This is a genomic window from Lentilitoribacter sp. JB5-8 (genome assembly GCF_055693385.1).
The window spans coordinates 1,906,112-1,931,742 of the sequence record NZ_CM146332.1 but is presented as its reverse complement, the minus strand read 5'-3'; the positions used below and the strand labels follow the sequence as shown (position 1 = coordinate 1,931,742).

Annotated in this window: 21 protein-coding genes and 1 pseudogene; 5 read left to right on the top strand and 17 right to left on the bottom strand. The window is 46.9% G+C overall.

What is annotated here, in order from left to right; all coding sequences use genetic code 11:
- Window positions 1–17: 17 nt before the first annotated feature.
- The 7 genes and pseudogenes from ACZ1GZ_RS09225 to ACZ1GZ_RS09195 form a co-directional block, all read right to left on the bottom strand.
- Window positions 18–1,637, bottom strand: coding sequence for a dihydroxyacetone kinase subunit DhaK (locus tag ACZ1GZ_RS09225; protein ID WP_472664562.1), 1,620 nt, complete (start codon window positions 1,635–1,637; stop codon window positions 18–20).
- Window positions 1,638–1,648: 11 nt separating this feature from the next.
- Window positions 1,649–2,647, bottom strand: a complete 999-nt coding sequence (locus tag ACZ1GZ_RS09220) for an ABC transporter ATP-binding protein (protein ID WP_472668271.1) — start codon at window positions 2,645–2,647, stop codon at window positions 1,649–1,651.
- Between the two features lie 30 nt (window positions 2,648–2,677).
- A pseudogene (locus ACZ1GZ_RS09215) lies at window positions 2,678–3,736 on the bottom strand (ABC transporter ATP-binding protein); the annotation flags it as partial.
- Window positions 3,737–3,739: 3 nt separating this feature from the next.
- Window positions 3,740–3,928: a hypothetical protein gene (locus tag ACZ1GZ_RS09210; RefSeq protein WP_472664561.1), complete on the bottom strand. Its 189-nt coding sequence runs from the start codon at window positions 3,926–3,928 to the stop codon at window positions 3,740–3,742.
- The gene (locus ACZ1GZ_RS09205) at window positions 3,925–4,863 is read right to left on the bottom strand and encodes a carbohydrate ABC transporter permease (protein ID WP_472664560.1); all 939 of its coding nucleotides are present in this window, start codon (window positions 4,861–4,863) and stop codon (window positions 3,925–3,927) included. The genes ACZ1GZ_RS09210 and ACZ1GZ_RS09205 overlap by 4 nt, the downstream gene beginning before the upstream one ends.
- A complete protein-coding gene (locus ACZ1GZ_RS09200; RefSeq protein ID WP_472664559.1) occupies window positions 4,860–5,804 on the bottom strand; it encodes a carbohydrate ABC transporter permease in 945 nt (314 codons plus the stop codon). The genes ACZ1GZ_RS09205 and ACZ1GZ_RS09200 overlap by 4 nt, the downstream gene beginning before the upstream one ends.
- Window positions 5,805–5,911: 107 nt before the next feature.
- The gene (locus tag ACZ1GZ_RS09195; protein ID WP_472664558.1) at window positions 5,912–7,246 is read right to left on the bottom strand and encodes an ABC transporter substrate-binding protein; all 1,335 of its coding nucleotides are present in this window, start codon (window positions 7,244–7,246) and stop codon (window positions 5,912–5,914) included.
- Window positions 7,247–7,522: 276 nt separating this feature from the next.
- On the opposite strand from ACZ1GZ_RS09195, the gene ACZ1GZ_RS09190 reads away from it, so the two are divergent.
- Entirely contained in the window at window positions 7,523–8,548 is a 1,026-nt protein-coding gene (locus ACZ1GZ_RS09190) for a LacI family DNA-binding transcriptional regulator (protein WP_472664557.1), read from the top strand.
- A gap of 31 nt (window positions 8,549–8,579) precedes the next feature.
- Here the strand turns inward: ACZ1GZ_RS09190 and ACZ1GZ_RS09185 are convergent, their stop codons facing one another.
- The 5 genes from ACZ1GZ_RS09185 to bcoG are packed head-to-tail and all read right to left on the bottom strand — an operon-like array spanning window position 8,580 to window position 14,890.
- On the bottom strand, window positions 8,580–9,377 hold the full coding sequence (locus ACZ1GZ_RS09185; protein ID WP_472668196.1) for a carnitinyl-CoA dehydratase: 798 nt from the start codon (window positions 9,375–9,377) through the stop codon (window positions 8,580–8,582).
- A complete protein-coding gene (locus tag ACZ1GZ_RS09180; RefSeq protein WP_472668195.1) occupies window positions 9,374–11,389 on the bottom strand; it encodes an acetate--CoA ligase family protein in 2,016 nt (671 codons plus the stop codon). The genes ACZ1GZ_RS09185 and ACZ1GZ_RS09180 overlap by 4 nt, the downstream gene beginning before the upstream one ends.
- 1 nt (window position 11,390) lies before the next feature.
- Complete coding sequence (locus tag ACZ1GZ_RS09175) at window positions 11,391–12,551, bottom strand: acyl-CoA dehydrogenase family protein (protein WP_472668270.1); 1,161 nt, start codon at window positions 12,549–12,551, stop codon at window positions 11,391–11,393.
- 3 nt (window positions 12,552–12,554) lie between these two features.
- Entirely contained in the window at window positions 12,555–13,982 is a 1,428-nt protein-coding gene (locus ACZ1GZ_RS09170) for a carnitine 3-dehydrogenase (RefSeq protein ID WP_472668194.1), read from the bottom strand.
- On the bottom strand, window positions 13,979–14,890 hold the full coding sequence (bcoG, locus tag ACZ1GZ_RS09165) for a 3-dehydrocarnitine:acetyl-CoA trimethylamine transferase BcoG (RefSeq protein ID WP_472668193.1): 912 nt from the start codon (window positions 14,888–14,890) through the stop codon (window positions 13,979–13,981). Before bcoG ends, ACZ1GZ_RS09170 begins: the two co-directional genes overlap by 4 nt.
- 73 nt (window positions 14,891–14,963) lie before the next feature.
- Here bcoG and ACZ1GZ_RS09160 point away from each other — a divergent pair, with 73 nt between their 5' ends.
- Window positions 14,964–15,905: a GlxA family transcriptional regulator gene (locus tag ACZ1GZ_RS09160; protein ID WP_472668192.1), complete on the top strand. Its 942-nt coding sequence runs from the start codon at window positions 14,964–14,966 to the stop codon at window positions 15,903–15,905.
- A 13-nt stretch (window positions 15,906–15,918) separates the two neighbouring features.
- Here the strand turns inward: ACZ1GZ_RS09160 and ACZ1GZ_RS09155 are convergent, their stop codons facing one another.
- Window positions 15,919–17,121, bottom strand: coding sequence for an ROK family transcriptional regulator (locus ACZ1GZ_RS09155; protein ID WP_472668191.1), 1,203 nt, complete (start codon window positions 17,119–17,121; stop codon window positions 15,919–15,921).
- Between the two features lie 176 nt (window positions 17,122–17,297).
- Between ACZ1GZ_RS09155 and ACZ1GZ_RS09150 the strand changes: the two genes are divergently transcribed.
- The 3 genes from ACZ1GZ_RS09150 (at window position 17,298) to ACZ1GZ_RS09140 (ending at window position 20,269) form a co-directional block, all read left to right on the top strand.
- Window positions 17,298–18,329: a substrate-binding domain-containing protein gene (locus ACZ1GZ_RS09150; RefSeq protein WP_472668190.1), complete on the top strand. Its 1,032-nt coding sequence runs from the start codon at window positions 17,298–17,300 to the stop codon at window positions 18,327–18,329.
- Between the two features lie 87 nt (window positions 18,330–18,416).
- Window positions 18,417–19,496 (top strand): ABC transporter permease, encoded by a 1,080-nt coding sequence (locus ACZ1GZ_RS09145; protein ID WP_472668189.1) that lies wholly within the window; start codon window positions 18,417–18,419, stop codon window positions 19,494–19,496.
- The gene (locus ACZ1GZ_RS09140) at window positions 19,496–20,269 is read left to right on the top strand and encodes an ATP-binding cassette domain-containing protein (protein WP_472668188.1); all 774 of its coding nucleotides are present in this window, start codon (window positions 19,496–19,498) and stop codon (window positions 20,267–20,269) included. The genes ACZ1GZ_RS09145 and ACZ1GZ_RS09140 overlap by 1 nt, the downstream gene beginning before the upstream one ends.
- Window positions 20,270–20,294: 25 nt before the next feature.
- Here ACZ1GZ_RS09140 and ACZ1GZ_RS09135 read toward each other — a convergent pair whose 3' ends face one another.
- Genes ACZ1GZ_RS09135 through ACZ1GZ_RS09120 form a run of 4 tightly spaced genes read right to left on the bottom strand, consistent with a single transcriptional unit; the run spans window position 20,295 to window position 25,629 of the window.
- Window positions 20,295–21,515: a vWA domain-containing protein gene (locus tag ACZ1GZ_RS09135; RefSeq protein WP_472668187.1), complete on the bottom strand. Its 1,221-nt coding sequence runs from the start codon at window positions 21,513–21,515 to the stop codon at window positions 20,295–20,297.
- Window positions 21,508–22,410 carry an AAA family ATPase gene (locus ACZ1GZ_RS09130; protein WP_472668186.1) on the bottom strand — a complete coding sequence of 301 codons (903 nt, stop codon included), beginning with the start codon at window positions 22,408–22,410 and terminating at the stop codon, window positions 21,508–21,510. Before ACZ1GZ_RS09130 ends, ACZ1GZ_RS09135 begins: the two co-directional genes overlap by 8 nt.
- A 53-nt stretch (window positions 22,411–22,463) precedes the next feature.
- Window positions 22,464–23,258 (bottom strand): FAD binding domain-containing protein, encoded by a 795-nt coding sequence (locus ACZ1GZ_RS09125; protein WP_472668185.1) that lies wholly within the window; start codon window positions 23,256–23,258, stop codon window positions 22,464–22,466.
- Between the two features lie 10 nt (window positions 23,259–23,268).
- Window positions 23,269–25,629 carry a xanthine dehydrogenase family protein molybdopterin-binding subunit gene (locus ACZ1GZ_RS09120; RefSeq protein WP_472668184.1) on the bottom strand — a complete coding sequence of 787 codons (2,361 nt, stop codon included), beginning with the start codon at window positions 25,627–25,629 and terminating at the stop codon, window positions 23,269–23,271.
- Between the last annotated feature and the right edge of the window lie 2 nt (window positions 25,630–25,631).

Genomic DNA, 25,631 nt, shown 5'->3' with positions numbered 1-25,631 from the left:
ATAAGCTCGCGGATGTTTTAAGAATTAAGATGCTCAAACAGTCGTGCCACAGCTTCGGCACCTGGATCGACATGTCCCTCAAGCTGCTGCGCATTTATATAAGCAGCACGACCAGCTTTTGCCTGTACTATGCTGGCAGTATGATTTGCACCTTTCCTTGCAGCGTCTGCAGCTTCCCCAAAGCCTTTTTCAAGCGCATCCAATGCAGGGGCCAACGCATCAACCATTGTACGATCACCAATTTGCGCACCGCCAATTTCCTGCATACGCGCAAGACCTGCCTTTAACGCATCGCGCATTGGTAGACCGCTTGATGCACCATCACCTGTAGCGGCAAAGAAAATCGCCAGAAGCACACCAGATGAACCACCCATTGTTTGGCTAAGCTCCAATCCAATTGCACGATACAATTGAGTGTGATCCGCCAGTGGCAATCGATCCATTGCATCAATTAACGCGCGAGATGCACCAGCTAATGTTGAGCCCGTATCACCATCACCAGACTTTGCATCGAGCGCATTTAGATCATCTTCCGCTGCAATGAGCACTTCGCAACAACTGCGTAAGAAGTCCTCTGTTTGCTTGTGAGATGATGGAATTGGTTTAATCGCCGTCAGACCATCGTTGAGCGGTTTAATTTCAATCGGGCTGATTTCAGATACACCTGGCCATGCAGCTAATGGGGTTGGAGATTTTAGCAATTCCAACTCTTGTGTATTTGCCGGAAAGATCGAAACGGAAAATCCGCGCATATCTAAAGACGTCATCATTGATGCCGGCCCGACCAGGTGAGAGATACTCCCTCCCAACGATGAGCTGACCATTTCATTTAGGATAACAGACATTTCCAACACCGATGCGCCACCTAAATTGTTTAACAATGCAACATGGGCGGCTTTTGCCATGCCAGCTTCGAGCTTGTTTGATAAAGCTGCAAACCCTTCTTTAGCGGTATTAAATGGAATTTGTTCAACCCCAGCTTCACCGTGAATGCCAAGGCCCAATTCAGCCATGCCATCGGGAATACGATCTTCTTTGGGTGATCCTGGTACTGTGCATGTGTCCAATGACATTCCGATACTTTGCACGCCTTTGATAACCTTCTTGGCAGCGTTTGCAACACTATCTAGATCAGCGCCATTTTGCGCCAATGCACCTGCAATTTTATGCACAAACAAGGTACCTGCTACACCGCGTGCTTGTGGCAAATCTGGTAAGGCTACATCATCATCAACCACCACCATTTCGACATTTAGCCCAAATGCACGGGCACGTTCTGCAGCAAGACCAAAGTTTAAGCGATCACCGGTGTAATTTTTAACAATCAACAAGCATCCAGCCGGGCCGGTCACAGCTAAAATTCCCGCAAGAACAGCATCAACGCTTGGGGAAGCAAATACATCACCGCACACAGCGGCCGTTAACATCCCTTCCCCAACAAAGCCTGCATGAGCTGGCTCGTGCCCGGAGCCGCCGCCTGAAACAAGTGCAACTTTTGACTTGTCCCAATCATTGCGAACGACGACGCGAATATGGGGGTAACCGTCAAGTCGGGCGAGCTTTCCACCAGACGCTGAAACAATGCCATCAATTGCATCTGTAACAATGTCTTCCTTTTTGTTCATAAATTGCGTCATAGCTTCCTCCCTTACACAATACGTGCCCCGTTTTCGTCGAAGAAAAACGGGTCTTTTGGTTGAATTTGAACGACCTCTCCGTTCTGCAACGGCGTATGCGCATCAGTTACAGTTATGAGATCATGTTCTTTAAATTTTAAATGCAAACGCGTTTGATCACCCAAATGTTCAACGCGGGTGACAAAGGCATCCTCACCCTTCCCCTGGTTGATTTGCTCAGGCCGCAAACCAATTGATTTGGCATGTTTTGGGCAATCAGCGGCAAATATATCTGCAGGCAGAATATTAATACGCGGCTGGCCCAATCGGCTTGCTGAATAAATGCTGACCGGATTTTCGTAAACTTCACGGGGCGAGCCAAACTGAACCAGCTTACCATGATCTAAAACACCGATATGTGTTGCCATTGTCATGGCTTCGATCTGATCGTGCGTTACATACAACAATGTTTGACCGGAATTAGCTTGAATGCGTTTAAGTTCAATACGTAAATCAGCACGCAATTTAGCATCCAACGAGCTCAGCGGTTCATCCATTAGATAGATATTTGGCGAACGAACCAACGCACGACCGATTGATACGCGCTGCATCTCACCACCGGATAATGCTGTTGCTTTATTATCAAGCTTGTGGGCGATCTGAAGAACTTCCGATACCGCTTTGACCTTCTCGTCAATTTCAGCCTTAGGTGTTTGCAACAATGGTGATTTAAGCGGAAATTCCAAGTTCTGCCGTACTGTTAGATGCGGATAAAGCGAATATTGCTGGAATACCATCGCGACATTCCGTTGCGCAGGTGTTTGACCAACAATGGATTGCCCATTGATAAAAACATCGCCGCTATCAGGTTCATCCAAACCTGAGATCATCCGCAGCGTTGTTGTTTTTCCCGCGCCTGTCGGCCCTAAAAGCACCACAAACGATCCATCAGGAATGGTGAGCGAGACATTATCCAAAGCCAGTTCATCACCAAAACTTTTCGTCACATTTTCAAGAATAACCTCAGCCATAATTGAAAGCCCCTCATTTGCTTCTGAGACCAATGCGCGGCCATTTTTGTTATCAAACAGCGTCAATGTGCGTGCATCAAAACTTAGCCCGATCATTTCGCCATTATTGACTTGTTGATCTGAAGCGATGCGCGACTTGATGATTCCATTGGGTGTTTGCAGTGTGATGATCTGCGTTGTTCCTAAATATTCAACGGCGATCACCTCACCTTTATAATCGGAGCTATCGTCGAACTTGATATGCTCTGGACGAACGCCAAGTGATAAATCGCCAACGACACCGTCTCTCGAGGTTGGGATATCAATGACGTGTCCATCAATTTTGACCTTGTTGGAATTGGGTTCGACATTGCCGGAAAAATCTAAGAAATTCATCGATGGAGAGCCGATGAACTGCGCGACAAATTTAGTTGCCGGCCAATCATAGATCTCTTGCGGCTTTCCAAATTGCTCAACAACCCCATGGTTCATCACAACAATCTTGTCACCCATTTGCATCGCTTCAAGTTGATCGTGGGTCACATAAACGGTTGTTGCGCCCATGCGATCATGAAGAGCGCGCAATTCTTCGGCCATATGCTCGCGGAATTCTGCATCAAGCGCACCCAAAGGTTCGTCCATAAAGAACGCTTTTGGTTCGCGCACAATTGCCCGACCTAATGCAACACGCTGACGATCACCGCCTGATAGTCCGCCGACAGGTCTATTCAACATATCCTCAATGCCGAGAATTTTAGCGACTTCCAAAACACGCTTTTGCGCGTCGCTTCGTGACATGCCCTGGCTTATCAAAGGATAAGACATATTTTTACCGACATTCATGTGCGGATAGAGCGCAAACATCTGAAACACAAAGGCGATATCTCGCTCAGAAGCGCGCTTCATACCAACTTCTTCACCGTCGATGAAGATTTCACCGCTGGTTGGAAGTTCTAGCCCCGCCATCATGCGTAAAGTCGTCGTTTTTCCGCAGCCTGATGGACCCAAGAGCATAAAGAACTCACCGTCTTCAATAGTAAAGCTAGATGACTGGACCGCTGTGAATGATCCAAATTCTTTACGCACATTTTCTATTCTTATTTGTGCCATGGGTTACTCCGGAAAATGGCTGACAATGATGAACATCACTGTCCCGACTAGTGTTACAAGGAAGGAGTAAGTGAAGAGCGTAAGAACAAAAGGCTGCATGAGCATAAAGACCCCAAGCGCAATTAAGATTGATGCGACCATTTCCCAAGCCCCGCGCCGTAAGCGCAGTAAATCGTTGAAAAAACTACTCATTTGCGAACTGCTCCAAATGTGATGCCACGTAGCAAGTGTTTACGAAGCAGAATTGTGAATACCATGACTGGCACCAGGAATATGGTTGCGCCAGCGGCTACTGCGGGCCAATCTTGCCCCCCAACGCCAATAATGGTTGGGATAAATGGCGGTGCTGTTTGCGCGGTGCCGGATGTGAGCAATACGGCAAAGGCATATTCATTCCAGGCGAAGATTAGGCAGAAGATTGCCGTTGATGCGATACCTGTTGCGGCTTGAGGTAACACCACTTTATAGAACGCTTGAAAGCGGGTGTATCCATCAATTAAAGCTGCTTCTTCATATTCGATCGGGATCTCATCAATAAAGCCATTAATCAGCCAAACAGAAAGCGATAGGTTCACTGCTGTATAAAGCAAGATCATCCCTGCATGTGTGTCACTTAACCCCAAATTTCTGAACATTAAGAAGATGGGGATTGCGACTGCAATTGGCGGCATCATACGTGTTGAAAGTATGAAGAATAATAAGTCATCCTTCAGCGGCACTTTAAAGCGAGAGAATGCATAGGCGGCGGCTGTTCCCAACACAATGGCAAAGAAGGTTGATCCAAAGCCAATGATAATTGAATTGAAGAAACGCTCTGAATAACGCGAGGTTCCGACAATTGTATTACCGCGCTCGCGCACCAATTGCTCATACCATGGTAGGTCATCCACCGGTTCTAACTTGGCTTCATTGCTGAGGCGCGTTTGCGTTGTAAACAGGTTCACATAGCCTTCAACGGTTGGTTCAAACGCAATCTTCGGCGGATAAGCAATGGAATCAGGGCCTGATTTAAAGCCTGTTGCGACAATCCATAATAGCGGCAACAAGGTAATTAATGCGTAGCCAACCACCAGAATTCCGGCGAACCACTTTTGTCCGTGAGACGGTTCTGTAACTGAAAAACTCATCGTTGTTTTACCCTGTTTAGTGCTTTTACGTAGATTGATGCGAGGCCAAATACTGTAACAAACAAGATGACCGCATAGGCAGAGGCAAAGCCTGTTCGCCACTTTTCAAAGGCCTCTCGTTTGAGATCAATTGACGTGAGTGTTGTTAAATTACCCGGGCCACCACCTGTAAGCTGGACCACCAGGTCGAACATTTTGAAGTTCTCAATTCCGCGGAACAAAACGGCTAGCATGAGGAATGGTAGAACCATCGGGATTGTGATTGTCCAGAATTGGCGCCACTTTGAGGCTCGATCACATTCCGCAGCTTCATAGATACTATCGGGGATCGAGCGCAGGCCCGCTAAACAGATGAGCATGACAAAGGGGGTCCACATCCATGTGTCCACAATGACAATGGACCAAGGGGCGAGTGAAATATCGCCAATCATCGAGAAGCTAGAAGGATCAGCACCCGTTACAAAGCTTATGACATAGTTGAACAAACCGATCTGCGGCTGGTAAAGAAAAGTCCAGAAATTGCCGACAACAGCCGGTGATAACATCATTGGAAACACGATGATTGTGGTCCAAAGGTCATTGCCTTTGAATTTTTTGTTAATCAGATAAGCAAGCGTAAATCCGATTAATACCTGAAGGACAATTGTCCATATGAGGAAATGCGCAGTGGCATGCATGGTTGCCCATGTGTCGGCATCACCCAAAATTCGCTCATAGTTACGCAATCCAATAAACTTCACCTCGCGATTTGGTCGATTAACGGCGTAGTTTGTGAAGCTTAAATATATGGTCCAGATCAGTGGGAAGATATTAATTGCCAGCAATATGAAAATTGTCGGCGCAACAAATATCCACGCTATTGCACGATCTGAAAGCCCTTTTACTCTATGCGCAATAGAAGGCGGTGTGGCGGAAGCCACTTTGTCTGCAACATTGTCCATTGTTTTCTCTTAAAATACTATCATTAAAGTGGAGCCGGAAAAACCCCGGCTCCAAGGGCGCATGTGCCAAAATACCTATGTGCCCGCTTGGGAGAATACGATTAGGCTTATTTAATGCCTTCGTCTTCGAAGACTTCGTCCCAATCTTTCACAAGACCATCTAGGGCTTCTTTTGCTGTTCCCTGCCCGGCAACCACATAGTTGTGAATGCGCTCTTGCATAGGAAGCAACAAGGACGCGTAAGCAGGTTCTGCCCAGAAGTCCTTCACTATGGCCATAGAATCGAGGAATGTTTTAGCAAATGGCTGGCTGTCGTTAAAACCAGGTGCTTCCAGCACTGATTTCATCGCTGGCGCACCACCAACATCCCACCATTTTTGCTGAACATCTTGTTGAGCAAACCACTTGATGTATTCAAGTGCTGCATCTTTGTTTTCAGAGTTAGCAACAACAGAAATGCCCTGACCACCGAGCTGGGCGAACTGACCAGCAGGACCTGCAGGATTTGCAAAATAACCAGACTTACCGCCACCCGTATTTGGATCAGCTTCAACGCCAGGCCAAATAAACGCAAAGTTCATCTGCATGGCAACCTGTCCTGATTTATAAGCATCGATATTGGCGCCCATATAAGCATCTGACGCACCTGGAGGTGCTGATGTCTCATAAAGCTTTTTATAAAACTCAAGACCTGCAACTGCAGCATCAGAATTTACAAAACCTTCAAGCTCGTATGGATTTGCTGGATCTTCATATAGGAAACCATAGTTATAAAGCGCGTTCGTTACGCCCATGGTGATACCTTCAGACCCACGCTCTGTGTAGATCGCAGCGCCATAAACTGTTTTGCCATCAATTTCACGACCTTGGAAAAACTCGCCGATCTGCTGAAGCTCTTCCAAAGTGGCTGGTACGCCCAGGTCGCGGCCATATTTTTCTTTAAATTCGGCTTGGATTTCAGGACGCTCAAACCAGTCTTTGCGATAAGTCCAACCCACAACATCAGCGTAAGCTGGAAGCGCATAATAGTTTGGCGAATTTTTTGGCCATTCAGCATAACCAGTTACTGTTGCTGGCAAGAAATCGTCCATTGAAATGCCTTCTTTGTCGAAGAAGTCGTTCAATTTTACATATTGACCATTTTCAGCAGCGCCACCAATCCACTGGCTATCGCCGATAAGTAGATCACAAAGTTTACCGCCAGAGTTTAGCTCATTGAGCATGCGGTCTGCAAAATTTGGCCATGGCACAAACTCAAAACTCATGCTGTGTCCTGATTGCGCTTCAAACTCCTTGCTCAGCTCAACAAGAGCATTCGCTGGATCCCAAGCAGCCCAACACAATGTTAGATCTGCTGATTGCGCGGCTGAGACGCCACCAAACATGGATGCTGAGGCAAGCAAGCCTGTCGCAGCGACTGAATTCAGAAACTTGGATTTCATTTTTTATCCTCCCTTATGCTCTGAGATGATGCAGAGGCACATATGGTTAAAAGTCCAATGGCAAAAAGGCCTCCACCCTTCTGCTCTCGGTTCAATTTTCAACTTGAATAATTCTCGCCAAGACGGGCGCAACATTTGATCAAGTTGTCAGACATATAATTGAGGTTCGTACCTCAATGCAAGCAAAAAATGATGTACGTACCTCATTTTTCTTGATTTTTGCGCAAAAATGTTGGAGAAAGCCTTGGAAAACAAGGTTTAAGGAAGGCAAATTTTTTGATTGTCCCAACGACAAAAGACCTCGCTGAAGCGGCTGGCGTGAGCTTAGCAACGGTGGATCGCGTCTTAAATGACAGGCCAAATGTCAGCCAAAAGACTCGCGATAAGGTGCAGGCAGCAATTGAACAAATTGGCTTTGTGCGTAATCTCGCAGCGGTCAACTTGCTTCGTAACAAGCCTTATAAATTCCGCTTTATTCTCCCAAAACGTGGGGACTTATACCTTAAAGAGCTCATTCAGCAGGTTGAGCACGCCAATAAATCACTGCGCTCCGACATGACATTTGCAGATGTGGAGCAGCTCGATATGGGTGATCCCCACCTTGTTGCCAACTATATCACGTCAATTGATCCATCTGATCTTGATGGCTTGGCGATTATGGCCCCCGAATCGCCTCCCGTTCGTGATGCGATTTCACGATTGAACGAACGAGGCGTACATATTGTTCAATTTTTATCTGCGCAGGAAAATTTAGAACAATTAGACTTTGTCGGCGTGAACAACTATGCAGCGGGAGCTACAGCTGCCAAGATCGTTGGTAAGTTTAGCGGTTCAAAATCCGGATCGATCATGGTCATTTCTGAAACCATGCTTTCATCCGACAGCATTGAGCGCCGACATGGATTTGATGCGGTAATCAATGCGAGGTTTGAAAATTTGCGCCCTCTCCCTTCATTGGAAACCTATGGCGAAGTTTCGCGCGCCAAACGCATTATCGGCAATCAGCTCGAACATTGTGATGACATCGTTGGTGTTTATATCATGAGTTCAGAAGCGCGCATTCCGATTGAAGTGATGTGCGAAAAACTTAATTTAAGTGACATCACCGTTGTTGTGCATGAGCGCACGCCATTTAGTGAGACAGCGCTTAAGAATGATCAGATTGATGCGATCATCGCACAAAATCCTGGGCATGCCGTACGGAGTGCGCTTCGTATCTTGAGAGCTCGAAGCGAAGCACGGGAACCCAATTCGGCGCAAGAAAGCATCCGAATTGAGATTCTGCTCGATGAAAACCTTTGATCCGAAAGCCTTTGCGACGGCGAATTAAAAGCTACTTGCCCTTCCAGACAGGATCACGCTTTTCGGTAAAAGCAATCGCCCCTTCTTTATTGTCCTCAGAACCATAGAGAATATCGACCGTTTTTAGCTGACGCTGGGTGATCCTATTCATCGCATCTTGGAATTTTGAATCCTCAGCATCACGGACAATTTCTTTAATGCAGGCGTAAACAAGGGGTGGCCCTGAGGCGAGTGTTCGTGCAAGCTTCCAAGCCTCAGCGTTTAGCTGGTCTCGCTCATAAACATGATTGACGATTCCCCATTGATTGGCTTCCTTGGCATCAAACCACCGCCCTGTGAGCAATAGTTCCATTGCGATATGATAGGGAATACGCTTTGGCAATTTGACAGAAGCCGCATCCGCCACAGTTCCCGAACGTATTTCTGGCAAAGCGAATGTCGCATCATCTGATGCTAAAATCATATCGGCGGACAATGCATATTCAAATCCACCGCCACAGCAAATGCCATGAATGGCTGCAATGACAGGTTTGTTGAGATCGCGCAGTTCTTGAAGTCCTGCAAATCCACCAACGCCATAATCTCCGTCTACTTCATCGCCTGCTGCTGCAGCTTTTAAATCCCAACCAGGGCAAAAGAATTTCTCATGCGCTGAGCTGATAATGGCGACCCGCAAATCCGGATCATCACGGAATTTTGCGAAGATATCCCCCATAATGCGGCTGGTTGCCAAATCGATCGCATTGGCTTTTGGTCGATCCAAAACAACCTCTAAAATTGCATCTTTAACGATGCATTTAATCGGACCTGTGGTTGGGTATGCGCTCATTTTGACCTCACAATCAGGGCATCAACCGCTATGGCTGAGTTGGCTGACACCATTAACGGATTAATTTCCATTTCTTTAATTTTACCTGCATTTTCAATTATATATGACTGCAGCTTCTCAATTGTCGCGAACAATTGTTCGAAATCAATTGCAGGCTTTCCACGGTACCCCGTCAACAATTGGTGTATCTTCGTTGTTTCGAGTATGCGTTTGATTTCAGCTCTACCAGCTGGAACCAAAACAGAAATCTTATCGTCAAGAAGTTCTGTGAACATACCCCCGGCACCTATGGTTAGAACATATCCATGTGCTTGGTCATAAACTATTCCAATTATCAGTTCGATATGATCACCAGTGACCATCTCCTCAACAATAAAGCGCGTTGCTGGCATATTTTGCGCAGCATTCTCAAGTTCCAAAGTGGATTTCAGGCCAATTGCAACTAATCCAGCCTCTGTTTTATGAGCCTGCCCCTCTCCTTTTAGAACCAACGGAAAACTCAGATTTTCAACCCCGTTTTTGATCTCCGTAAGGGCCAAAACCCGGTTTGATTTTGGTACGGATATGCCCATTTGAGCCAATTCCGACTTAGCTTCATATTCACCAATGGTTACGCAATTTTCGGGCATTGCTCCCAATAACACAGGCATTGTATCGGGCGCATGCCATTGCTGTGTTTTGGCCATGCTCGCAACTGCATCATCTGCATCAAAAAAGGGAACAACACCATTTTCAATAGCTTCATTGGCCGTGTCCTCTGGCAGGTTCTCGGGCAAAGTTGCAATCAACGCAAATTTCGATGAAGAGGATTGGTTCGCCTGCAACAACGCATCAAATGCCAGATCATGCCCAGTTGGCTCACATCTATCACTGCGTGGGAAATCTAAAATCAGGCAATTTAGATCAGCATTGCCTGCCGCCATCTGCTCAAATACAAAACTCATCGCATCTACATTGCGCCATATCTGCGTGTGGTAATCGAGCGGATTTTCAATCGTTACCAATTCACTGAGATGGGTGCTTAAATTCGATTTTTGATCATCGTTTAAAGGGCAAAGCTCTACCGGGTATTTTTCAACGATGTCACTGATTAAAACCGCCTCACCTCCTGAACAACTTGATGAAGTGATCGTTTTAAAGGGCGTGCATCCAAACAAATGCCCGATCGTTAAGAGCGAGAGGAAATCTGCTAAACCTTCTGCTCTGGCAACCCCGCAGCGCTTTAACAACGCATCCGCGCCGGCATCTGACCCAGCTAAAGACGCTGTATGGGATAAAGTTGCATTTCGTGCGGCTTCAGACACACCAACTTTTAAGACAACCAATGGCTTACCCAGCAAATAAGCCCGCTGTGCCAACCTTTGGAATTTGTGGATGTCACCAAAGCCTTCAATGTGAATGCCGAGCGCTGTCACACGGTCATCTTCTAATAGATAAGACCCGATATCGGCAAAACCGCTCTTAATCTGGTTACCGCACGCAACCATGTGGGAGACTGGTAATCCGCGCTTTTGCATGCCCAAATTGATCAACATATTGGAAGATTGCCCAAGGATCGCGACACCCTTTTTAACGGGTTTCATGCCATGCTCATCCGGCCATAAAGCCACACCATCCAGCATATTGATAAGGCCGTAGCAGTTGGGGCCCAATATCGTCATATCACCAGCGGCTTTGAGTAATTCATCACTCAGACCCCTGCCATCGCTGGTTTCCGCATAACCACTGGCAAAACAAACAGCGCCTTTGGCTCCGATTGCGTTTAATTCAGATAACACCTTAATCGTAGCCTTGCGGTTGACACCGACAAAACTTAGATCGGGGGCGTCTGGTAATTCAGCAATTGAAGCAAATGTCTTAAGGCCCGCAAACTCTGGTCTTTTGGGGTGCACAGACCAAATTTTCCCCTTAAAATTCAGCTTACGGCATTGCCTAATGACATGTTCATTCCATTCGCCACCACCAATGACCGCTATGCTTTTTGGTTTAAATATGTGATCGAACATATGCATTTTAAGAGCCCAGCGGGCGTAATAGTTCGCGCCCTATAATATGACGTTGGATTTCAGATGTACCATCCCAGATGCGCTCGACCCGCGCGTCGCGCCAAAACCGTTCGATGGGGAAATCATCCATCAATCCCATGCCCCCAAAGACCTGCAGCGAGGCATCCGTTACCCGATGCAGCATTTCAGAGGCATAAAGTTTTGCGCTTGCGATCTCACGATTGCTTGGCAAACCTTCATCCAAACGCCATGCAGCAGAAAGCGTAAGCCAATCCGCAGCATCGATCTCGGTGATCATATCCGCGATCTGAAAACTCACCCCCTGGAAACGACCAATTGGTTGGCCAAATTGCTTGCGGTCTGCAGCATAATCAAGCGCTAGATCAAAACACCGGCGTGCTCTACCAACACACATTGCCGCAACTGTAATTCGGGTGGCATAAAGCCATTCATTCATGATCGAAAAGCCACCATCAACTTCGCCTAAAACCTGTTCTTGCGGCAACCGGCAATCATCGAATTCCAAGATCATGTTTTTATATCCGCGATGGGATACCGATTTGTACCCTTCTCGAATGGTAAAACCTTTCATACCGCGATCAACCAAGAAGGTCGTAATGCGCTTTTTAGGTCCATGAGGTGTGTCGTCTTCACCCGTTGCGATAAACACAATGATGAAATCGGCATGTTCTGCGCCCGAGATGAAATGCTTGGTACCGTTTACCACCCAGTCTGATCCATCGCGTTTTGCAGAACATTTCATCCCGCGTACGTCTGAACCTGCATCCGGCTCTGTCATGGCAAGCGCATCCATTTTCTCGCCGCGCACTGCAGGCATGAGATATCGCTCGATCTGATCATCTTTGCAGGCCATTAAGATGTTTTGTGGCCGACCAAAGAAATGCGTGAGCGCCATGGCTCCTCGGCCCAATTCACGTTCAACAAGCGCAAAATCAACATATGATAGACCCGCGCCTCCAACACTTTCAGGGAAGTTGGCTGCATAAAACCCAAGATCAATACATTTTTGTTTGATCTCATTGGCAATTTCGTCGGGCACTTCACCGGTTTGCTCAACCAGGTCTTCGTGCGGATAAATTTCCTGCTCCACAAAATCTCGAACAGTGGAGACAATCATGTCTTGGGTTTGTGATAATCCAAAATCCATCATTTAAGCCTTTCCACTTTCATCTATCGATGAATGCGCTGCTTTTAACTTCGCCAAGTTTTCAAGAATGTGATCTTCGGGCGCACATGATTTGCGTGTGTTAAGATCAACATGAAGAAGGAATTGTGTGCAATTAGCGAGTGCCTCACCATCAGCTGCCATCATTTCATGCAGTAATTTTAGCTTCTTGCCTTCCGCTAATAAAACGCTCGTATGGACATGGATTTCATCGCCGGCGTGGCACTCCTGCAAAAACTTTGTGTTGGTTTCAACGGTGAAATAACTCAGACCAGATTTGATATAATCCTCATCCGCACCGATAAGTTCGATGACATGATCAGCAGCATCTGAGAACACCTGACCATAACGCCCCTCATTCATATGGCCGTTAAAATCCGTCCAATCCACCGGCACGACGCGATGCACACTTACCAAAGGTTCTGGCGCATCAATATTGCTGATTGATTTGAGCGTCTTATCCGCAGAATTTAACATCGCACCTGCACCCCAATTTTGGGTTTTAAGCGCCCGCATCATTGATACAAGATTATCATCGCGGATTTGCTCGAGCTCTCTGATTGAATGCTCACCTGATTGCGCATCTGATTGGTTTGCTATTTTTTCAACCAGCTCATCAGTCAGCTCAGGCACATCCATCAATTTAGTCCAAGGCCATTTCAGACAGGGGCCAAACTGTTCAATGAAGTGCGCCATCCCCTCTTCGCCACCGGCAATTCGGTAGGTTTCAAATAGACCCATTTGGGCCCAGCGCAAACCAAAGCCAAACCGGATAATGTCATCGATTTCTTTCGTTGTGGCGATATTATCTTTAACCAGCCACAAAGCTTCTCGCCATACAGCTTCTAGTAAACGATCAGCCACATGCGCATCGATTTCCTTTTGTACGATGATCGGCTTCATGAGTATTTGGCTAAGAATATCGCTAGCGCGCTTGCAGATCTCGGCATCGCCCACAAGTTCGACAACTGGAACGAGGTAAACCGGATTAAACGGATGAGCGACAAAGATTGAGGCTATATCATTGCTTTCGGCATTAAGTTCTGATGGTTTGAAACCAGACGTCGACGAGCCGATCAATGCATGAGGCGCGCAATGTGCTTGAATGTCTTTGAAAGTTCCATGCTTGATATCCAATCGCTCCGGCACACTTTCCTGGATCCATATGGCGTCTGATACCGCCTCTTTGATGGACGAGACAAATGTAAGCTGACCTTCGCTTGGCAATTTCGTATCATATAAAGCAGGTAAAGAACGCCTTGCATTATCTAAAACTTCACCAACTTTTCTGGGTGCATTAGGGTCCGGGTCAAATAATTTGACATCCCATCCGGCCAGCAAAAACCGCGCAGCCCATCCGCCGCCTATAACGCCACCACCGATGATCGCAGCTATTTGTGATGCTTCACTCATGATCGCGGCGCCTGTTTAGTTAGATTAAGTTTTTCGCGCACCTCTTGCGGCCCCATAATATTTGACCCCATGGCTTCGATGATTGTCACAGCGCGTTCAACCAGCGCTTCATTAGTGGCAAGTTCACCTTTGGCCAGCCAAAGATTATCTTCCAATCCTACTCGGACATTACCGCCGGCGAGCACTGAGGCTGCCACAAAAGGCATTTCATTGCGACCAATGGAAAAAGCGGACCAGTTCCAATCTTGCGGTACATTATTGACCATTGCCATAAAGGTATTGAGATCATCAGGCGCACCCCATGGGATACCCATACATAATTGGACAAGTGCGGGCGATGATAAAGTGTCCTCCTCGACGAGTTGTTTGGCGAGCCATAAATGCCCAGTGTCAAACGCCTCAATCTCGGGCTTAACATTTAACTCTTCCATCATCGCTCCCATGGCGCGTAACATACCGGGCGTATTGGTCATGACATAATCGGCTTCGGCAAAATTCATCGTCCCGCAATCAAGCGTGCAAATTTCGGGTAAACAGTCTGCAATATGCGCCACACGCTCTTCGGCACTCGCCATATCAGTGCCATTAACAAGTGGAAGCGGTGCATTGGGAGATCCAAAGACCAAATCACCACCCATGCCCGCAGTGAGATTTAAGATCACATCCACATCAGCATCACGAATACGTTCGGTCACTTCGCGATAGAGCTTACCATCGCGAGACGGTGCACCAGTTTCCGGATCACGGACATGGCAATGGACAATCGCGGCGCCTGCTTTAGCAGCCAAAATGGCAGAATTTGCAATTTGCTCAGGGCTTCGTGGCACATGAGGACTACGATCTTGCGTTCCGCCTGATCCTGTTACTGCGCAAGTTATAAACACGTCTTTGTTCGTTTGAAGCGGCATCGCATCCTCCAATTTCTCGATTGATAGGTTGTCAAAACTTGCAAAGTTATTATGTGCCGTAGTAGACATAATCATGCGAAAATGGACAAATACTCAGCCTAAATGTATCGAAATCGCCGTTCTTGTGTTTGACGAGTTCTCAAATCACTGTTTGGCAAATTCAGTTGAACCCTTTCGCGCGACCAATTTCATTGCGCAAAAGCCGCTTTATAATTGGCAATTTCTGAGCCTAGATGGAGGCGCTGTAAAATCATCAAGCGGTTTGGAAATTGCAACACGAAAAGTCGAGCTGGACACATTTAAAGCTGATTATCTGTTTGTCGTCGCAAGCTACAATTATGATCGCTTGGCAAACACAAACATATCGCGAAGTTTGAAACAATTAGCAGCAAAAGCAAGAGCGATCGCAGGTTTAGACACCGGCGCGTGGTTACTCGCCTCAGCAGGACTGTTGGATGGGAAAGAAGCCACCATTCACCGCGAATTACTTGATAGTTTTGCAGAGAAATTTCTTAAAACCAAAGTCGTCAATGCGCGTTATGTGAAAGCAGGCAATACCATCACTTGCGGCGGCGCAATGGCTGCTTTTGATCTCGCAGCGGCATTAATTGGTGAACATTACGGCGAGGCAGCGCGACAAGATGTTGAAAGCTTCTTCCTGCATCAATTGAAAGATGAACCGCAAGGCATTGAATTTGAGTCGAAAATCTCGCTGGTTCATGAGTGCCTTCAGATGATGGATGAACATATTGAAGAGCCGCTTTCGATTGCGCAGATCGCAATGAGACTTGACGTTGATCAGAAGAAATTGCAGCGAAAATTTTTAAAAGAATTTGGCGCAAATCCACGACAGGTTTATCGGCATAAAAGACTAAATTTTGCCCGCCTTCAAATCTTGGGCTCAAACCTTCCTATGAGTGAAATTGCCGTACGCTGCGGCTATGAAAATGCAAGTGCAATGGCCCGCGCATTTAAGACCGAATTTGGGATCACGCCGACGTCACTTAGAAATTAGGTTTTGGTGACAATTAAATCTGCACCAAACCGACATTTGTGTTGAGGAAGAATTGCGCAAAGATCGGACCACTGGCAGCCCCAATAGCGCGGGCATCACGACCAATGCTTCCCGCCTCAGTTAACGGTCTGATCAATCCGCGCGTATCTTGGTTTGCAAGATAACGTCTGGTTCGTTCAACCAATTCATCACGCACATCATCTGGGAATGAGCCATCAATCACGATGGCTTCGAAATCAATCACCGAACAAGTAGAAAGGGCAGCTTTTGCAAGCTCCTGTGCTGTTTGACCAATCCACTGCTCAACATATCTTGAAATGCTCGACCAGTCTTGCGGCGAATCCCATAAGATCTTTGGATCGATATCGACTTGCTCAAGTCTTTTTTCTAAAAGATGCAGCGAGGCTATATCAATTAATTGCCGGCTTTCACCATTGGGACCGATACTGCGTAGCGAACCTAACGCACCTGCATTGCCCTGATGACCTTCAAATACCGAGTGATTTAAAACAACGCCGCCGCCGATATAAGCTGCGATGAAGAAATAGGCGTAATCGCGGAACTCTTTGCCGCGACCATAGACGTGTTCCGCTTTACATGCAGCTGTTGCATCATTGGCTGGGTGAATAGGCAAATGGGTGAGATTGGCGATTTCTTCGACAAGGTTCACATTGTTCCAAGCTTCAAAATCTTCATAGATATTATCCTGCTGCTTGTAGGAATTTGTCAGCTCAAAGGGTGCGGCAATGCCAATCCCGCATATGCGTGACTGCTCAGCATCAGTCAAACCTTGCAAAAGCTTATCGATGCCTTCAGTTAAGAAGCTGAAGATTTCTTCAGGCATTGGAGCTGAATAATTAATGCTGATTTGATCAATGATTAATCCAGTAAAACCAATAAGAATAAGCTCAGAACTGCGTCGGCCAATCTTAAGACCAAAAGACAACACGCCTTTTGGCGCCAGCCCCATGGGCACCGATGGTTTACCCACGCGCCCGCCTCGCTGTGGCTCCCCTCTTTCAAGCAAACCATCATTTTCAAGCTTACGCAGGATCACAGATACGGTTTGAGACGACAAGCCAGCAAGCCGCGCAAGGTCACTTCCTGGCATCGGTCCGTTCCGCAAAAGCATAGAAAGCAATAGGCGTTCATTGTAGTCTCTTAAACCACTTTGGTTCGCCCCTCCGCTTAATGATCTGATCTTTGGCATGTCCATGCGATCTCTTTTATACAAAACTCTTCAAAGTTAAAAGATGCCATATTTAATTAATAAATCAACTTTATTTATTTATTGACAACAACACAGAAGTTCTATTATGAAAGTTAGCGTTGACATTGAAACAGCTCGAAAACCAGACCCATTTGGTCATTCAGAGCACTAGGGAGGAATCTATGAAAAAGTCTATTTTTGCAGCTCTTGCGTTATCGCTCGCAGCATCCACTGCAGCGGTTGCACCGGCATCAGCTGATGGTCACGGAATCACTGCTTGCTTGATTACAAAGACTGACACAAACCCATTTTTCGTTAAAATGAAAGAAGGCGCAACAGCGAAAGCTGAAGAGCTTGGCATTACACTGAAAAGCTTTGCTGGCAAGGTCGATGGCGACCATGAAACGCAAGTTGCGGCGATTGAAACATGCATTGCAGATGGTGCAAAAGGTATATTGCTCACCGCATCTGACACATCATCTATTGTGTCATCTGTTGAACAAGCACGTGATGCAGGTCTCGTTGTTATTGCCCTTGATACACCACTTGAGCCAATTGATTCTGCTGATGCAACATTTGCAACTGACAACTTCCTAGCCGGTGAGCTGATCGGTAAATGGGCAGCTGCGTCACTTGGTGATGCTGCGAAAGACGCTAAAATCGCGATGCTTGATTTGGCTGTAAGTCAGCCTTCAGTTGGTGTTTTACGCGACCAAGGCTTCTTGCAAGGTTTCGGTATTGATTTGGGTGATCCAAACAAATGGGGTGATGAAACAGACCCAAGAATTGTTGGTAACGATGTAACTGCTGGTAATGAAGAAGGTGGCCGTAAAGCTATGGAAAACCTTCTCGCTAAAGATCAGGACATCAACGTTGTTTACACAATTAATGAGCCAGCAGCTGCAGGCGCATACGAAGCGCTTAAAGCGATCGGTCGTGAAAATGATGTGTTGATTGTATCTGTTGATGGTGGTTGCCCAGGTGTTGATAACATTGCAGATGGCGTGATCGGCGCGACATCTCAGCAATATCCGTTGCTCATGGCATCGCTCGGCATTGAAGCCATTGCCGCATGGGCAAAAGACGGCACTAAGCCGGCCCCTACTCCGGGCAAAGACTTCTTTGACACAGGTGTTGCATTAGTAACAGACAAGCCAGCTGAGGGTGTTGAGTCTATTTCAGTCGAAGAAGGTAAAAACCTCTGTTGGGGTTGACCTTATCAACTTTAATCGCAAACTTTACGGGGCGACCATATCGGTCGCCCCTATTTTGAGACTTGAATAGAGATCGGGGAGGTCTTCATGGCTGCTCAGAAATTTGAGGAAGTGTTATCTGATAGTTCAGATCAGGTGGCAGACTTTTCACAACAGCATCGCGGATTTGTTGCAGCTTTTCAGCACCGCCTCCATGTTAATCCAGCCTTGGTGCCGCTCATCGTACTGGTGATATCAATAGCCATTTTCGGGATCTTGTTAGGCACTAAATTTTTCTCAGCCTTTGCGCTTACACTCATCCTTCAGCAGGTTGCTATCGTCGGGATTGTTGGCGCTGCACAATCAATTGTAATTTTAACAGCGGGCATTGATCTATCCGTCGGCGCGATCATGGTCTTATCCTCCGTTGTTATGGGGCAATTCACATTCCGCTACGGATTACCTGTCGAATTTGCCATTGTGTGCGGACTTTTATGCGGAACGATCTGCGGCTATATCAACGGCGTGTTTGTTGCCGTTATGAAGTTGCCACCATTTATCGTAACACTCGGTATGTGGCAGATAATTCTCGCAACAAATTTCCTTTATTCCGCCAATGAAACAATTCGAAGCAAGGAGATCGAGCAAAATGCATCTCTCCTTCAAATGTTCGGTTGGAAGTTTAAAATTGGCGCTGATGAAGCGGGTCGAGGTGGCGCAACCTTTACCATTGGCGTCATTTTCTTAGTCGCGCTTGTTCTGGCGCTTGCCTATGCACTTCGTCACACAGCGTGGGGTCGCCATGTTTACGCAGTAGGCGATGATCCTGAAGCTGCGGAGCTTTCAGGTGTGCAAGTCAAACGTACATTAATATCCGTTTATACCTTGGCCGGACTGATTTGCGCCTTTGCAGGATGGGCACTTATTGGTCGCATTGGTTCGGTCTCACCAACATCTGGCCAGCTTGCCAATATAGAATCTATCACAGCTGTGGTGATCGGCGGGATATCCTTATTTGGCGGACGCGGGTCAATTTTAGGCATGTTGTTTGGTGCGCTAATTGTGGGTGTTTTCACACTCGGGCTCAGGCTCTTGGGCGCGGATGCGCAATGGACATATTTACTCATCGGCGCGCTGATTATTGGTGCGGTTGCAATTGATCAATGGATTAGAAAGGTCGCTGCATAATGGAACCTATTCTTAAAGCACATAATCTGGTTAAAAAATACGGACGCGTCACAGCACTTGATCATTGTGACTTTGAGCTCATGCCTGGTGAAATATTGGCAGTTATCGGCGACAATGGTGCGGGAAAATCCACACTGATCAAAGCGGTATCTGGCGCGGTTCAACCCGATGAAGGGGACATCTTTCTAGAAGGAGAAAAAGTCTCCTTCGCCTCTCCCCTTCAAGCGCGAGATCGCGGCATTGAAACGGTCTACCAGACATTAGCCATGTCCCCTGCACTTTCCATTGCTGATAACATGTTTATGGGACGTGAAATCAGAAAACCGGGCATCTTAGGATCTGTTTTTCGTAAATTGGACCGCTCTAAAATGGAGCAGATGGCGCGCGATAAACTCTCTGAATTGGGACTTATGACCATTCAGAACATCAATCAGGCAGTGGAAACATTGTCAGGTGGCCAAAGGCAAGGTGTTGCGGTTGCCCGCGCAGCCGCCTTTGGATCGAAAGTTATCATCCTGGATGAACCAACGGCCGCTTTGGGCGTTAAAGAATCCCGCCGTGTGCTTGAGCTTATTCAAGATGTGAAATCCCGCGGCATTCCGATCATTTTGATCAGCCATAATATGCCGCATGTATTTGAGGTTGCCGACCGTATTCACATTCATCGGTTGGGCAAACGCATCTGTGTGATTGATCCGAAAGACTATACAATGTCAGATGCAGTGGCCTTTATGACCGGTGCTAAAGAACCGCCATCTGAATTAGCAGCATAGGAAGAACAAACCCATCTATTTAGCGCTAATCTTCAAAGGCCTTTGATAGCTCACAAAGCGAATTGATGTTATGGCAGCTCACCATTTTATCAACACTGGGGAGAATGGTTCTTATACCGCTCGCAAGTGGTTGAAACTCATCAAATCGCAATAGTGGATTAAGCCAGATTAAATGGTCGCAAGACAGCTTCAACCGTTTAATTTGGCTTTCCAATACTTGAGTATCACCACGTTCTAAACCATCGGTCATCAGCAATACCACGGCATCAGAGTTTAATACGCGTCGAGACCAGTTAAGATTAAAGGCTTCTAAATTGGTACCGATTTTGGTCCCACCATCCCAATCTTGCACGGTATTACCAACGGATTTTAATGCGATGTCTGGATCTTTATCTGCAATTTGTCGCGTAATATTGGTCAATTGTGTGCCAAAAGTGAAGGTATATACTTTGGCCCAATCATTGCCTTTTGCGCGTTGCCGATTGGTTGATATTGCATTGGCAAAACGCATCATCATACGGGAATAGGTAGACATCGAGCCTGATATATCGATCAAAATGACCAAATTTCGTGGTTTTTCTATGCGTCGTTTGCGCAGCAGTTTCAATACTTCGCCACCGCTCAATCGAGCATTGTGAAGGCTCGCTCTCATGTCGATTTTAGGACCACGAACGCTTTTTTTATAACGCCTTGATAACGCTGCGGGCAGATGAAAATCCAATCGCGAAATAGCCTGCTCTGCATCGTTGATTTCCGCATTTGACATCTGCTCAAAATCCATCGATTTCAGCCGCTCGTTCTGAGAAAAACTAAATTTCGCATCGAGAATAAGCTCTTCTTGATTTTTGCTTTCATTCACCAATGGTGGTGGCAAACTGTCAGACATCGCCTCAGCGGCCCGATTGGCAGCGGCTTTGGGTTCAGACGGAGTTTCCTCCATATTTTGAGCGAACGGCAGCATCGTTTGCATCATCTTATTGAGGAATTCTGGATCACGCCAAAACAGATTAAAAACCTGTTCAAACACTTCCATATGTTCACGGCGTATGATGAGACATGCGCGCAATGTTTGATAAAAATCCTGTTTGTGAGAAAAGCCAACTACTTCTACTGCACGAACGAGGTCTTTGATTTGCGAAGGCGCAACAGGCACCCCAGCACGACGTAATGCTCGGCAAAAATAGATAATATTATCGACTAAGCGCCCATCATCCCCCTCACCGGGCTGTGACGTCACGCTAGCCATTGGCACCAAGTTTGGCTTTGCTCGCCTCTAATATGCGTGAGACTTCAGAGCCCTGAAGCTTAGCGATATCATCCTGGTATTTCAGCATTGCGCCAACGGTGTCAGCGATAACTTCTGGCGACAGCGCCACCACATCCAAAGCCACAAGACAGCTCGCCCAATCTATGGTTTCTGCCAGACCAGGTTTTTTGAACAGGTTTTCATATCGCAATTCCTGAACAAATGCGACAATCTCGCGACTAAGCGCATCTGCAGCTTCTGGGATACGGGATTTGATGATTTCCAATTCGCGGTCGAAATCAGGATAATCCACCCAATGATACAAACATCTGCGTTTGAGCGCATCATGGACTTCCCGCGTCCGATTTGATGTCAGTATCACAATGGGAGGCAAAGGCGCTTTTATCGTACCAATTTCGGGTATGGTGACCTGAAAATCAGACAAAGCTTCGAGCAAAAAAGCCTCAAATGGTGCATCAGTGCGATCAATTTCATCAATCAAAAGAACTGGTGGTCCGCCTTCATGTTTTTCAATTGCTTGAAGGAGCGGACGACGTATGAGAAACTTCTCATCATAAATATCAATGTCTTGGTCTGAGCCCTTCATGGCCAGCATTTGTGCTGCAAAATTCCACTCGTAAACGGCCGTACTTGCATCTAACCCTTCGTAGCATTGCAAACGAATCAGATCGCGTCCCAATGCACTTGCCAGCGTCCGCGCAAGTTCTGTTTTCCCCACACCGGCCTCACCTTCAAGGAATATGGGACGATCAAGCGTAAGCGATAGATATGTCAGCGTCGCAAGACTTCGATCACAGACGTAGTCGTTGGTCCTCAGTAATTCTAAGGTCGCATCAATTGAGGAAGGAAGAGGAATTGAAGAAGTTTTCGTCATATTATTTGATATCCCCAAAGCAGAAGCACCTCGGGGATAGTTTGATCATTTCATTATGCGTTTGCAACAGCGCGAGCGGCCATTACCTTGACCAAATTAGCCCGATAGGCTGCATCGCCATGAATGTCCGATAAGAGATTATCTGCCGATACATTTACACCGGAGACAGAGTCAGCGCTCCATGACCCATCGAGTGCCGCTTCCATCTCTGACTGACGGAACACGCCATCAGAGCCAGCACCAGTGACTGCAACGCGTGCGCCACCTGCAGATTTCGCCGCAAAAACACCCACCATCGCATAGCGAGATGCAGGATTTGGAAACTTGGCATAAGCGCCTTTCTCCGGTGCATCAAAGCTGACCTTCGTGATGATCTCGCCATCATCGAGCGCTGTTTCAAACATGCCAACAAAGAAATCATCGGCAGAGATGTCACGATTATTGGTCGTAATCGTTGCACCAAGCGCCAAAAGCGCAGCGGGATAATCAGCAGCCGGATCATTATTGGCAACAGAGCCGCCAATTGTGCCTCTATGACGAACAGCCGGATCACCAATATTACCCGCAAGTGCGCAAATGGAAGGGCAAACCGCGTTAAGTTCGGGATTACCCGCCACATCAGCATGGGTGGTCATTGCACCAATGGAAACAGTCTTTCCGCTGATGGTAATACCGATCATGTCACTTGCACAGCTGACATCGACAAGATCACTTGGCGCTGCCAGTTTTGCTTTCATGGTTGGCAATAATGTTTGGCCACCAGCCAAGAACTTACCATCTTTAGTACCGCTGATCAGACTTGCAGCTTCAGAAGCATTCGAAGCTTTGTGATATTTAAGCTCAGACATAATAACTCTCCTATTCTGCTGCTTGTTGCGTTGAAACTTCTTGTAATGCAGCCCACACTTTTGAAGGCGTGGCTGGCATCGACAAATTGTTGTTGCCAATTGCATTACAAATCGCATTGATCACAGCTGGTGGTGCACCAATCGCTCCAGCCTCACCACAGCCCTTTAAGCCAAGTGGATTGCTCGGGCTTGGGACATTATTGTGCTCAATGGTGAAGGATGGCAGATCATCCGCACGTGGCATGGCGTAATCCATATATGAACCTGTGAGCAGTTGCCCACTTTCATCATAGACCACATTTTCTAGCATGGCTTGACCAATACCTTGGGCAATACCGCCGTGAACCTGGCCTTCAACCACCATTGGATTGATGATCACGCCGAAATCGTCTGCCGTTGTGAACTGGACAATATCCGTCACACCAGTATCTGGATCGACCTCAACCTCACAAATCAAGGTAGCTGATGGGAAGGAGAAATTGATCGGATCGAAGAACGCGCCTTCTTTAAGACCAGGCTCCATGCCTTCAGGAAGGTTATGCGCTGTATAAGCAGCTAAACCAACTTCATGCCAAGCCATTTTCTTATCGGTGCCTGCGATCTTAACTTCGCCAGCTTCAATGACAATGTCATCTTCAGAAGCTTCCAAAACATGCGCTGCGATCTTTTTCACTTTCGCTTCGACCTTGTCGAGGGCTTTGACAATCGCGTTCATGCCAACCGGACCAGAACGGGAGCCATAAGTTCCCATGCCAAACTGAACTTTGTCCGTATCGCCATGCACAATTTGCACATTGTCGATCGGAATGCCAAAGCGGTCATTGACCAATTGCGCAAAGGTTGTCTCATGGCTTTGACCATGGGAATGACTACCTGTGAGAATTTCAATTGTACCAACCGGGTTCACACGAACTTCAGCAGATTCCCATAGACCCACACCGCAACCCAGCGAACCAACTGCCGCTGATGGCGCGATACCGCAGGCTTCGATAAAGGATGAATATCCAATGCCTCGTAATTTACCACGTGAAGCTGATTCAGCTTTACGTGCTGCAAATCCTGCAACATCAGCTGCTGCTTGCGCTTTATCCATACAGCCCGGGAAGTCACCTGAATCGTAATTCATAATCACTTGTGTTTGATACGGGAAGGATTGGATAAAGTTCTTCCGGCGCAATTCTGCCGGATCAACACCCATTTCAAGCGCCGCGGTGTCCATCATCCGTTCAACAAGATACGTTGCTTCTGGACGCCCTGCCCCACGATATGCATCCACTGGTGCCGTATTGGTATAAACAGCACGGACATTGCCGTGAATGGCTGGCATATCATATTGGCCAGACAATAAAGTTGCATAGAGATATGTCGGCGTCACCGATGAGAACAAACTCATATATGCGCCAATATTGGCGATTGTGTCGACTTTAAAACCAACGATCTTGCCGTTTGCATCAAAGCCCAATTTCGCGCGTGTCACATGATCACGACCATGCGCATCGGTTAAGAATGCTTCGCTTCGCGTAGATGTCCATTTTACCGAACGGTTGGTTTTCATCGATGCCCAAAGACACGCAATTTCTTCAGGATAGACGTAGATCTTGGATCCAAATCCGCCACCAACATCAGGTGCAACCACACGCAATTTATGCTCAGGTGCAACTTGATAGAATGCTGATAGAAGCAATCTTGCGACATGCGGATTTTGGCTTGTTGTGTAAAGTGTATAGTGTTCTTCCGCCTCATCAAAAATCGCAATCGCTGCACGTGGCTCCATCGGATTTGGAGATAAGCGATTATTGATAATCTCCATCTCGGTCACATGTGCAGCGCTGGCAAGACCCGCGTCTGTTGCGGCTTCATCACCAATTTCCCAATCATAAATCTGATTATTTGGCGCATTTTCATGAATTTGCGGTGCACCACTGCCCAATGTTGCTTCAGGGTTCACCTCAGCAGGTAGAACATCGAAATCCACCATTACAGCATCAGCAGCATTGCGGGCGATTTCTTGCGAATCTGCAATAACAATCGCAATTGTGTCACCCACATAGCGCACTTTTTCAGTACAAAGCGCAGACCAGGCACCCATGTTCATTCCTGATCCATCTTTGGACGTGATCGCCCAACCGGCAATGATATTGCCAATGCCATCTTCGGTGAGCTGATGGCCATTTAAAACGGCAACAACGCCATCCATAGCTTCAGCTTCTGATGCATCAATTGATTTAACCACCGCATGGGCATGGGGTGATCGAACAAAGGCTGCATAAGCCTGATTTTCCTGTTTGATATCATCGGTATATTTGCCTTTACCGGTGATAAATCTTTTGTCTTCTTTACGGCGGACACTCGCGCCAATTCCTTCACTCATTT